This is a genomic window from Thermotalea metallivorans (assembly GCF_001562415.1).
GTDB classification, from domain to species: Bacteria; Bacillota; Clostridia; order Peptostreptococcales; family Thermotaleaceae; genus Thermotalea; species Thermotalea metallivorans.
Window position 1 is genome coordinate 24,682 of record NZ_LOEE01000014.1, and the last position, 7,863, is coordinate 32,544.

At 35.2% G+C, this 7,863-nt stretch carries 11 protein-coding genes; 7 read left to right on the forward strand and 4 right to left on the reverse strand.

Translation table 11 applies throughout. The features are described from left to right. Position 1: 1 nt before the first annotated feature. The 4 genes from AN619_RS02280 to AN619_RS02295 are packed head-to-tail and all read left to right on the forward strand — an operon-like array spanning position 2 to position 2,550. The gene (locus tag AN619_RS02280) at positions 2-826 is read left to right on the forward strand and encodes an acyl-CoA dehydratase activase (RefSeq protein WP_068554699.1); all 825 of its coding nucleotides are present in this window, start codon (positions 2-4) and stop codon (positions 824-826) included. Then, entirely contained in the window at positions 805-1,506 is a 702-nt protein-coding gene (gene queC / locus AN619_RS02285; protein ID WP_068554701.1) for a 7-cyano-7-deazaguanine synthase QueC, read from the forward strand. Before AN619_RS02280 ends, queC begins: the two co-directional genes overlap by 22 nt. Continuing rightward, positions 1,503-1,982 (forward strand): 6-carboxytetrahydropterin synthase QueD, encoded by a 480-nt coding sequence (gene queD, locus AN619_RS02290; RefSeq protein ID WP_068554703.1) that lies wholly within the window; start codon positions 1,503-1,505, stop codon positions 1,980-1,982. Before queC ends, queD begins: the two co-directional genes overlap by 4 nt. Next, positions 1,963-2,550 carry a 7-carboxy-7-deazaguanine synthase QueE gene (locus AN619_RS02295; protein ID WP_068554705.1) on the forward strand — a complete coding sequence of 196 codons (588 nt, stop codon included), beginning with the start codon at positions 1,963-1,965 and terminating at the stop codon, positions 2,548-2,550. The genes queD and AN619_RS02295 overlap by 20 nt, the downstream gene beginning before the upstream one ends. Positions 2,551-2,762: 212 nt before the next feature. On the opposite strand, the gene AN619_RS02300 is transcribed toward AN619_RS02295, so the two are convergent. From AN619_RS02300 to AN619_RS02310, 4 genes are all read right to left on the reverse strand, one after another. After that, the gene (locus AN619_RS02300) at positions 2,763-3,008 is read right to left on the reverse strand and encodes a type II toxin-antitoxin system PemK/MazF family toxin (protein ID WP_242867278.1); all 246 of its coding nucleotides are present in this window, start codon (positions 3,006-3,008) and stop codon (positions 2,763-2,765) included. A gap of 1,219 nt (positions 3,009-4,227) precedes the next feature. Next, positions 4,228-4,452, reverse strand: coding sequence for a helix-turn-helix domain-containing protein (locus tag AN619_RS02305; RefSeq protein WP_068554707.1), 225 nt, complete (start codon positions 4,450-4,452; stop codon positions 4,228-4,230). Positions 4,453-4,465: 13 nt separating this feature from the next. Then, the gene (locus AN619_RS15500) at positions 4,466-4,612 is read right to left on the reverse strand and encodes a YvrJ family protein (protein WP_083524938.1); all 147 of its coding nucleotides are present in this window, start codon (positions 4,610-4,612) and stop codon (positions 4,466-4,468) included. A gap of 2 nt (positions 4,613-4,614) precedes the next feature. Next, the gene (locus tag AN619_RS02310) at positions 4,615-5,151 is read right to left on the reverse strand and encodes an RNA polymerase sigma factor (protein ID WP_068554709.1); all 537 of its coding nucleotides are present in this window, start codon (positions 5,149-5,151) and stop codon (positions 4,615-4,617) included. Between the two features lie 451 nt (positions 5,152-5,602). Here AN619_RS02310 and AN619_RS02315 point away from each other — a divergent pair, with 451 nt between their 5' ends. The 3 genes from AN619_RS02315 to AN619_RS16525 all read left to right on the forward strand — a co-directional run bounded on the left by AN619_RS02315 (position 5,603) and on the right by AN619_RS16525 (position 7,573). Next, entirely contained in the window at positions 5,603-6,019 is a 417-nt protein-coding gene (locus AN619_RS02315; protein WP_068554715.1) for a hypothetical protein, read from the forward strand. Positions 6,020-6,816: 797 nt separating this feature from the next. Then, positions 6,817-7,215, forward strand: a complete 399-nt coding sequence (locus AN619_RS16520; RefSeq protein WP_330382008.1) for a hypothetical protein — start codon at positions 6,817-6,819, stop codon at positions 7,213-7,215. Next, positions 7,208-7,573 (forward strand): hypothetical protein, encoded by a 366-nt coding sequence (locus AN619_RS16525; RefSeq protein WP_068554719.1) that lies wholly within the window; start codon positions 7,208-7,210, stop codon positions 7,571-7,573. Before AN619_RS16520 ends, AN619_RS16525 begins: the two co-directional genes overlap by 8 nt. Positions 7,574-7,863 lie beyond the last annotated feature (290 nt).

The following is a 7,863-nucleotide window of genomic DNA, read 5'->3' on the forward strand; positions in this document are numbered from 1 at the left end:
ATTGAAAATACTTGGAATTGACTTAGGATCAAGAGATGTGAAAATCGTTCTGATGGAAAATGATACAATCGTCAAAAAGTTAAAGGTCAGTACCGTAAAATTTTATAAGGAATACTGTAAGTACGATGGAAAAATAATTATAGATTTTGATCAATTACAACTGGGCAATTTTGATTTTGGCATATCAACAGGTTATGGAAGAAACAATGTAAATATTGAAAACTTTATCATCATCAATGAATTAAAAGCACATGCCTATGGGGGAATGTATAAAACAGGTCTGAAAGATTTTATTCTTCTGGATGCAGGAGGACAAGACATCAAGGTTTTAAAGATTGAAAAAGGTATCATCACAGATATTGAACTGAATGATAAGTGTGCCGCATCCTGTGGACGATACTTGGAAAACATGGCACAAATCCTTGAAGTATCCCTCGATGAGCTTTCTTCCTTTCATCTAAATTTCGTGGTATTAAATTCCACTTGTGCCGTTTTTTCAGAATCTGAGCTTATCGGAAAAATAGCAGAAGGAATTCCTTATGATCAACTTTGCGCAGGAGTAAATTATTCTTTATATAAAAGGCTAAAACCTATGCTGGCAAAATTTAGGGGAAGAAGGATACTGCTATCAGGCGGTGTTGCAAGAAATAAAGCATTGGTTGAATATCTAAAACAAGATTATGACGAAGTTTTCCCTTTAGAAGATCCTGAGTTTACCGGCGCAATCGGATGCTGTTATTATTACAAAATCAAAGGATACAAGAAAAATGAGATTGGCGACCCAACATTAGGAGGTGTTCCACTATGTATAAAGCATTGGTATTAGTAAGCGGAGGACTTGACAGCACAGTATTGACAGCAAAAATTGTAAAGAAATATGGTGCGGAAACTGTAGCCGCCTTAAATATATACTATGGACAGAAGCATGCAAAGGAACAAGAATACGCATCATTTCAAGCAAATTCATATGGAATTAAGATGATCCATGCCGATTTATCGAAGGTATTTCAATGGAGCAAAGATTGTCCTTTGCTGGAGGGAAGTGAAAATGAAATACCCGAAAAATCATATGCAGAACAGCTTCAAGAGCATGGAGGAAAGGGAATTGTAAAGACTTATGTTCCATTTAGAAATGGATTGTTTTTATCCTATGCAGCAGCTGTGGCAATTCAAATAGGGGCCTCAAAGATTTTTTATGGTGCCCATTCCGATGATGCCGCTGGAAATGCTTACCCCGATTGTTCTTCCGCCTTCATTGGGAGCATGGCCAAAAGTATATTCGAAGGAACAGGGGGATTGGTAAAATTAGAAGCACCCTTTTGGAATTTAACAAAAAAGGAAATCGTAAAAATCGGCTTAGAATTAGGGGTCGATTTTGCCCATACATGGAGCTGCTATAGAGGAGAAAGCCTGCCTTGCAGGGTATGCGCAACCTGCATTGATCGTGAAAAGGCCTTTGAGGCAAACGGCATGGTGGACCCTCTCGTAAAGGGGGAGTCTTTGTGAAGATTGCTGTAACAAAGGAATTCACCTTTGATTGTGCCCACATGTTATCCAATCATGAGGGATTATGCGCCAATTTGCATGGACATACCTACAAATTGCAAATAACTGTTCAAGCATCTGATTTTCAAGAAACAAACCTTGGATCATCATCCTCGGAAGGGATGGTAATAGACTTTAAGGAACTGAATGCAATTGTTCATGACTTGATTATCAGTAAATTTGATCATTCCTTTATTTGCTGGGAAAATGGCTGCGAAGCGGAGAGGGAACTTGCCTCCGTTGCAAAAAAATATGGTCTTCGTGTGGCCACCCTTATGGAAAGACCTACTGCAGAAAATATATGCAAGCATTTTTTTAAATTATTAAGAAATTACTTTAAAACAAAGAATTATTCTATTGACATTGTAAGTGCAAGGTTGTGGGAAACGCCTACTTCCTTTGCGGAGGTGATGGATCATGATGTATCCTGTTGTTGAAATATTTGATTCGATACAAGGAGAAGGTTCTTTTATGGGCTGCCCCGTTACATTTATCCGGTTGGCAGGCTGCAACCTCCATTGCAAATGGTGTGATACCAATCATACATTGAAGGAAAATATGCTGGTAGATGATATTTTAAAGCGTATTCGGTATTCTAAAGTAGTGATTACCGGTGGAGAACCGACGATTCATCATCTTGAGCCTCTGATCAAGGCATTAAGGCTAAAAAAAGGGGCTTTTGTCATGCTGGAAACCAACGGAACAAATTCTACCCGCAACATACGGGATTTCGTTGATTGGATTGTGTGTTCTCCAAAACCTGAAAACCACTGGAAAATCAATCCCTTATGCTGGTTTGATGAACTGAAATATGTGGTTGACGGTCATTTTCACCCTGATTTGCACATAGAGGACGAAATAAAAAATAGCTATCAAAATAAAATATGGCTGCAGCCTGAAAGTTCTAAAATGCATGAGCGTTTTGCAGAGGCCTATGAAATGGCAATGAAATATCCTTATTTGCGGGTAGGGCTGCAATTTCATAAAATCCTTGGTGTACAATAGAAAATGTGAGATCCAAAAAATAAACGAAAGGTAGTATCTTGTACCTTTCGTAGCAATATTTTTTATATAAAAAACTACAAAAGGGAATACTACCTTTAACTCTATCAAACCATTCAGTGCCATTTTATATTAACTCGTATAGTCTTTTCTTTACAGCATCTATAACACATTTCTTCACGGTGCCAAACTTGCTGATTACAATATTTTGGGGATCATGTATAAATCTTATCCACTCTTATGGAAGAATCTACCTTTACGGTTCCCTCATCAAGATCATCACTAGACAGCATAACAACATACTCCTTTGTTGCCAAATTTGAAATAATAGCTGCAACGATTATATCTTCTGTCTTGTCATTGTAATCATCATTTGATAAAACAAGGACAGGGCGTTTTTTATTGGAAGTCAAATCGCTAAAAGGAATTGGAATTAATAAGAATTCCCCTTGTTTATACATTATTCCGTACCCCATTATCTATATCATGTCGGTGTTCAGCAAAGCTGAACCTGTTTATTTTACTTGATTTATTTAACTGGAAACAAATAACTTCACCTCAACGTCTTCAAACCTGCTAAAATAGTGGATTAGAAAGGGAATGATGTCACTTGCTACCACCAAATCGAAGCCATTTGGCCTATACTTTAATACTTTATCAACACGTTAAACGCACTGACAGTATTGCAAAAATAATTTCTAAAATTGACCTTTCATGCGTCTATGCCCTTTGTAAGCATTTTTACTCCAACAATCCATGGGGACGTGTTGTAGATTACCGCCCTCAAGACGCTTTAAAGTCATTGCTTGTGGTGTATCTTGCTGGCTTTACCTCCATCAACAAATAGGTTAAAGAACTTAGAGAAACACCTCGTTATGCCTATTTGTCGGGTTTCGAGCCCGGTAAAACACCTTCAAAAGCCTATTTCTGCTAAAATGCGAAACCCTTGCTGTAATTCCGGCTATGGCAAGACGGTTTATACTCACATTGAAGGTGACATTCGTTGGTTTACCCAAGTCCCTAGAGGTTCGCAGCTCTGAAAGGACATCTATTCAAGGAGAGCACGCATTGAATCGGTTATTGGAGATGTTGTTCTCAGCAACGATTTAAAGGCTCCTTCGTTTAGGGGCACTAAAAACTTCTTTGTGAGGACTGCCTTAGTCTGCATGCTACAACATGCAAAAACCATAGCCGAAACCCTCGATTATATAGAGTATCAAACATTTGCTGCTTAATCAACCGGAAACATACTCCATATATGCAGCTCTAGCTTTGCTTTTACTTTTTTTGCCTGGAAAACCCTTCCTATCAATCTCACCATCTTAATTTTTTAATATTCAACCTGTATTCTTTCAATGAATTCCAATTCTAACCAGTTATTTGGTATTAATATCCAACAGAAATCATTTTACTGAACATCTATATACTTTCAAGAATATGCTCAATAATTCCTTGCAAAAATTTATTCTATATCCCATATGTTTATGAGGAAATTGCATAATTAATATTTATACTTAAAACCTAAGGTTGTATATAATTTAATTCATGCTGTTTAAAATATTTATTCATATTTAATGTAAAATTTATGCAATGTGCAATTTCTTCTTATATAAATCAATTCTACATTTGAACCACAAATTCCTTTTTGCCTATTAAAATCTTTGATTTTTTCAGGGGAAACTAGTTAAAATATTTTGTTATATCTGAGATGTTTATAAACTTGAAAGTTTTGATACAGTACATAAGTTTAATACAAAGTTCCTGAAAACAATCACAATCAAAGTATCCATTGATAAAGCTGTTTTTATAAATCATCGGTTGAAAGATTTCGAAGATAACACCTATAGCCTCTTCATCCCCGCCTTGAGCTGCATTAAACATTTGTCTTAGAAATGTATCACTCATAGGCTAACCTCCTTTATTGATGGGTCTTCGCCAATGCTTCTATGAGTTCAATGAGGGTTTTATTGAGTTCGTCCAGCTTCTTTTCTATTCGAATTAATAGAAAGGTTGTAACGGCAATGGGGAAGCCTAGTGTTGAAACAAATTCATTTAATATTTCCATGTTTACTTCCCTCCAATCTGTTTTCTTAATTTATTTAAGGCAGCTTGTTTGATTTTATTAATAGCTTGTTTGCTGATTCCCAATTCTTTCGCCACAAGCTCTTCTTCTTTGTCTTTTATAATACATTCATAAATGATTTGCTTTTGTCTATCTGTTAATGTGTTTATGGCTTCTAGGACTTCCTTATCTGTAAAGATCTCTCGATAATCTATATCTTCTTGATCTTTATAGATTTCTTCTGCGAAATCTATAGGAGTATCGGCAATGGTGTTGATCTTTTCTTCTCCAAAATCAGCATCTAAGATATTTAAATACAGTCCTTCTTTTTCTCTCAACTCATTTTCTCTCTGTTTTAGATCCCTGGCTGCGTAGAAAATGGTCTTCTTTATGTAGCTGTAAAGATTGACTCGAAACAGGTAATCATTAAACTTTTGATTAAGGACGGCTAAAAAGCTGTCATTCTTGAAGATGATTCCCTGGACATATAGTTCCCGATTTGCCGCATCTTCCTCTAAAAACTTCTTTGCTAAATTATCCATCTTATTCCCTCCCTGTGTTAATCTCCTGTAATCGGTTTAACCATAGATACATTTTAGAGATTGTTAAAAAAGTAATCTCATTACTATATAAAACGGTTAAAAAGTAAATTTTGTCAACCATTTTTATGAATTTCTAAAGAAAATATTAGAATTAAGTAAATTATTATATGAGAATAATATTATATATCCATATTATACCACAAAATAGAATGTATGTTCGATTTTATTTGAAAAAAAATATCAAATTTCTCTAAGGAGAAAATTTGATCTCTCTATATATAACGGATTTTTTTGAAAAAAATCAACCACTTTTGAAAAATTTTTTTAGAAATTATTTTTTCAATGTGGTTGATTTTTGATCCCTTTTCCCCGTTTTATTTAGTGTAGGGCAAAACGAACTGGCCAGAGAGTAGATGCCTAACAAAATATAAAAAGAAAAGGAGAGAATTTTATGCCTACTTATACAGTACAAAGTGATGTAAAAGCTTTATCAGTAGTTACTAGATTAGTTGCTCCGAGCTTTTCGCAAGATACATGCCATTCCTTCTTAAAAGGAGCACAAGCACGAGAATTTGCTAGAGAACTTAGATATTCAAGTGTTGAAACTGCTCTAATTATAATACTAGGACTTCCTAGTATATATACAGGTATTTTCGCCGGAGTATATACAGCATATAAGCAAAGTATTATAGACAAAATTATAGATTACTCTGATCTATACCCTGGAGTCTACGTAAAAACAATTAAATCATCATATGGAACATTTTATGCTGTGGAACCTTGGACAGATACGACTAAAGCAACAGTAACTTTGACTAATAGTGATTCTGCTACTGAAAGAGTTCTTGATGTAACCTATAAAAAATAATCAATAAAAACTGTGGGTATGATATATATTATACCCACAGTTTTTATGTGCTTTTGCGAATTGGAAAGTGTACCACTCTGTTAATCAAAAATTGTACCAGCAAATTCAGTAGATTTTACATGGAGAAGTGGACACGATACACTTTCTCTTAGTAGCCAAATCATTTGAAACTGCTGCCGTTTGGCTACGCATCATGTCCACAGAGGCTCCATCCATGTCAAATCGGTAATTTAAATCTAAGATAGGGGTATATTTTTAGTTAGCAAAATTATAAAATGGTACAATTTTTGATTAGCATATTGATTATTTGAAATATATTATATACTGGACAGTGAAAAATTTTCAAAAATAAAGTAACTCTTTTAAGCGATTTTATGATGTCCTTAAGTTCATGAGACTATTAAGGAGGAAAAATCACCAAAAGAGCTACTCTCTATAGTTTATCATACTCTTTCGGTGATTGACTACAAAAATGATAAAATTTATTGATAAAATTTTACAGAACTTCAGACCTTGTTTTTCCAGATATGCCGCCTACCAGTGGTTTGTCGTTATTGTTGTCGGTTTTATGCTTCGCTCAGATACCCTGGGCATTACTTCCGTTATGCGTGACTTAGCTATTTCTCCTAGATTTTACGAGACAATGCTGCACTTTTTCCGTGCTAGCTCTTGGTCTTTAGAATCTCTTGCAAATCAGTGGTTTCACATTAGTAAAGGAATATTCTCCTATTTACTATGAAGGGAATACTGCTGTCCTCATCGGGGATGGTGTAAAGCAAGGGAAAGAAGCTCGCTATATGCCCGGCGTAAAAAAACTCCATCAAGAATCAGAGAATTCTTCCAAGGCTGAATATATTTTTGGTCATATGTTTGGTGCAGTTGAGGTACTGGTTGGCAATATCAATCAATGGCTTTGTCTTCCCCTTTTTATTAATTTGCAAAATGGTGTTTCCACTATTTTTAGCTGGAAAGATTGCTCAGAAAGACAGGATAGCCACGTAGTTCAAACGATAGAGAATGCTTTCAAAATTACAAAGGTTATTGGCAAATCTATACTTCTTCTTGATAGATATTTTCTATCTATCACTGCCCTTGCCAAACTTAATGAAGGAAATGCTGCAAATGATAGCAATATGCAGATTGTAACGAAAGGCAGGCGGATTTGCTTTCCGGTTTTGGAGCAAGTCTATGCCTAAAATGAAACACTACCGAAAAAAGAATGAAAAACATCCTGTTGAGCTGATTGAAGATGAAAAAGCTAAGGAACAAATTGTCCAAACAGTAAAGGCAATCGAGGGTTATGTTATGTGTTGCTGTATCACCATGGGGATACTTCAATTCGTATCATTAAAGTATTCCGGTTGTATAAATACGACTAAGCTTCGCTACCTGCAGACTCCATCTAAGGAAATTGTATCAGAAACAACAATAGCCCACTATTTACAGAGAAATATTTTTTCCATTATGGCTAAAAATCAGGAAATTCCAATAACAAAAATAATTATGCAAAAGCAGTCAGAACCTGAATTCTATGAGGATTTGCAGGTTTCTTAGTGTTACACAACTTTTGACTGTCCAGTATATATAAAATATAATATAATAGGGAATACAAAATGACTATAGTTTTGCACAAAAGAAAGCCCTTAAAGTTCCTTAAAGTTTCACCTTAATACTGTTATGAAGCAATAGAAAGTATAGCATCTTTTACGGATGTATCTTTCTCTACTTCTTGATCTAATGCGGTTTTGGAGAAAACAAGTTTTTCCAGAGAAAATCTTCTAAGACAGATACGAAGTCTTTCGAAGCTAAGTTCTGATGTCCAAGGGGTATCCCCTTGATTGTCA

Coding starts and splice junctions, on each gene's coding strand:
- queC (WP_068554701.1), top strand. CDS start 805: ATGTATAAAGCATTGGTATTAGTAAGCGGAGGACTTGACAGCACAGTA.
- AN619_RS02295 (WP_068554705.1), top strand. CDS start 1,963: ATGATGTATCCTGTTGTTGAAATATTTGATTCGATACAAGGAGAAGGT.
- AN619_RS02300 (WP_242867278.1), bottom strand. CDS start 3,008: ATGTATAAACAAGGGGAATTCTTATTAATTCCAATTCCTTTTAGCGAT.
- AN619_RS02305 (WP_068554707.1), bottom strand. CDS start 4,452: ATGAGTGATACATTTCTAAGACAAATGTTTAATGCAGCTCAAGGCGGG.
- AN619_RS15500 (WP_083524938.1), bottom strand. CDS start 4,612: ATGGAAATATTAAATGAATTTGTTTCAACACTAGGCTTCCCCATTGCC.
- AN619_RS02310 (WP_068554709.1), bottom strand. CDS start 5,151: ATGGATAATTTAGCAAAGAAGTTTTTAGAGGAAGATGCGGCAAATCGG.
- AN619_RS02315 (WP_068554715.1), top strand. CDS start 5,603: ATGCCTACTTATACAGTACAAAGTGATGTAAAAGCTTTATCAGTAGTT.
- AN619_RS16520 (WP_330382008.1), top strand. CDS start 6,817: ATGCCCGGCGTAAAAAAACTCCATCAAGAATCAGAGAATTCTTCCAAG.
- AN619_RS16525 (WP_068554719.1), top strand. CDS start 7,208: ATGCCTAAAATGAAACACTACCGAAAAAAGAATGAAAAACATCCTGTT.